We start from the raw sequence: 1,842 nt of genomic DNA on the forward strand, positions 1-1,842 counted from the left end.
CTGCTCTATACTTCGTTCAAGTACAGTTTTGGACTTGAGGCCCTGCGCGAAAACTTTTTTATATTCAGCCTTAACATCAAATTCTATTTGGTTAGATTTAGCAAATTCGGCCCTGAGTTCGGGAGGCATCGTATAAACAAATTCACGTTCAATATCTTCATCATTCTTAATGTTTTCGAGGAAAAAATCTGGAAAGTGAAATATTTCCTGCCAATCAATGGGTGCATCCCACATACCAAAACGGGATGTATTATTTCCCATATCAACTACGGTGAATTCGGTTTTATTTTGAAGAATACGAGATCCTCTTCCAATCATTTGAAAATAAAGAGTCAGTGATCTTGTTGCCCGGTTTAGAATAATGGTCTCCACAGATGGTTCATCAAATCCGGTAGTCAAAATACTTACCGAAGTCAAGATGGCATCTTTGGTTTCTGAAAACCACTCTAAGATTTCCTTTCGTTCTGAAGCAGTATTTTTATTATCTAAATGTTTTATGGGATAACCGGCCTTCTTAAAAGTTTCATACACATAACGAGAAGTGTTTATTCCGTTATTAAAAATCAATGTTTTTGTTCCTTTGGCAATCTCCTCATAGGCATTTAACAATTTACCGAGCATACTTTGATTTCCATACAATTCATCAGAAGATTTTACCGTGTAATCTCCGCTAATTCCAAGCTTTAATGAACGTAGGCTAACATCATAGCTATACATATTGGCATTGGCAAGAAACTTCTTTTTTATAAGCGATTCAATTGACTCTCCAACAATTAGCTTACTGTAATTATCCTTCATGGGAAGCTTAATATTGGAACTCAGCGGGGTAGCAGTTACACCCAAAATAATCGATTTATCAAAGTACTTAAAAAGTTTTCGGAAAGAATTATAATGTGCTTCGTCAATTATCACTAGGCCCACATTATCTAACTCAATCATCTCCTCCTGCAGCCTGTTATTCAGGGTTTCTACCATAGCCACAAAGCACATGAAATTATCCTGGTCTCGTAATTCCTTAACTTCACTATTGATGATCATGTTCTTGACTCCAAATCCACTTAGCATTTTGGAAGTTTGGGCACTCAATTCTATCCTATGGGTAAGAACCACCACTTTTTTTTGGGTATTGGCTATAAATCTTTTGGCTATCTCAGAAAATACGACGGTCTTACCCCCACCTGTCGGTAGCTGATAAAGCAGATTTACGTCTTCCGGAGCTTCTTCCAAAAAGGAAAATATTGTGTTCAGATCCTGTAATTGGTAATCGTAAAGTTTTTTTTCTATTTGATCTGTTTGTATCTGCAAAAGCGTAATTTCATTGAAAGATTTAGGAAATACTTATCTTGGAGTTGTCGTGACTCCAATTTTGCAAAATTATATGTTTTTTATGCTTAAATGAAATTATAAAGCTGAAAACTACAAGTTAATATCCCTTTTCACGATTAACTGTATACTTCAAAGGCAATCCTTCTGTTAATCTTCTATAGTTTTCTAATAATTGTGGGATTACAGATTCAATATCAGAAACACTGGCAACATGGGGTGTAATATGAATTTTTGGATGTGTCCAAAAAGGATGTTCGAATGGCAGTGGTTCCTCATGAAAAACATCTAATCCTGCTCCGGCCAGATGTCCATTGTTAATATATTTCAACAGATCTTCATCTACCAAATGACCACCCCTTGCAACGTTAATAACATAAGCTTGTTTTGGTAATTCCTTAAACAATTTATTGTTTAATATTCCAGTAGTTTCCTTAGTTAGCGGCAAAAGACAAATAAGTATATTACTTCTGGACAGGAAGGTGTTTTTTTCGTTATCCCCGGTGTATACTTCTATCC

2 protein-coding genes are annotated in these 1,842 nt (G+C 35.6%); both read right to left on the bottom strand.

Annotated features, from left to right (window positions below):
- Nucleotides 1–1,305: DEAD/DEAH box helicase (locus tag WBN20_RS12155; RefSeq protein ID WP_424281875.1), on the bottom strand; the 1,305-nt coding region annotated here is incomplete at its 3' end.
- Nucleotides 1,306–1,423: 118 nt separating this feature from the next.
- The coding region (locus WBN20_RS12160; protein WP_424281876.1) for an NAD(P)-dependent oxidoreductase at nt 1,424–1,842 on the bottom strand (419 nt) is incomplete at its 5' end.

Source organism: Eudoraea sp. (assembly GCF_049665975.1).
Taxonomy (GTDB): Bacteria; Bacteroidota; Bacteroidia; order Flavobacteriales; family Flavobacteriaceae; genus Eudoraea.